Raw genomic sequence first — 654 nt, forward strand, 5'->3', positions numbered from 1 at the left:
TGAAGATATTACCATGGAAAGCTAAGGGCCAAAATTTAACAAGGGCCAGCAACGGACTGTCAAAAGTGTCACTCAAATTGCTGGCGCAATTACGTGCCACTTTAGCCAGCCGCTGTGGCCGGCGTTAGTTGGCACGGAGGCTTGGTGTTAAAAATAATCCCTTTTATTATTTGCTCGCTTTTGTCTTTCCAGTCTTTCGCAGTCCAAGAAAGTAAGATTCTTGGAACGTGGGTTTTCGTTGAATCAGGTAAAGACTATAAGGACACAAAAAGCTGTACCTTTTTTGAAAAGGGTAAATTCAATTGTGAAATTGAAGAGCATGGAGTTACTCAAAATGGTTGGGGGGAATCAACAACCTTCTCAACTAAAGGTACTTGGGACATTTTCGATGATCACTTAAAAATGTCTGAAACCATATTAGGCTCTCAAAGAGAAACCTCATTTAAAGTAAGCAAAGTTAATGCTAACGAATTGGTTTTAGTATTAAATGGTAATAAGCAAATATGGCAACGTAGTTCAACTGCCAACTAACAAGTGACTGTGGTGTTTAGTCAATATATTTATCCGTTTTTTGCGCACCACAGCTCCTCGCTTTTAAGCATGGTATTCAAGATCACGATGAGCTTTCGCATGCAGGCGATCAGTGCTACTTTT

At 39.9% G+C, this 654-nt stretch carries 1 protein-coding gene; it reads left to right on the plus strand.

Going from position 1 to position 654, the window contains the following annotated elements:
- Positions 1-144: 144 nt before the first annotated feature.
- The gene (locus tag GNT65_RS20440; RefSeq protein ID WP_160799006.1) at positions 145-531 is read left to right on the plus strand and encodes a hypothetical protein; all 387 of its coding nucleotides are present in this window, start codon (positions 145-147) and stop codon (positions 529-531) included.
- The last annotated feature ends 123 nt before the right edge of the window (positions 532-654 follow it).

Origin of the sequence: Shewanella insulae (assembly GCF_009831655.1) — a bacterium.
GTDB lineage: Bacteria > Pseudomonadota > Gammaproteobacteria > Enterobacterales > Shewanellaceae > Shewanella > Shewanella insulae.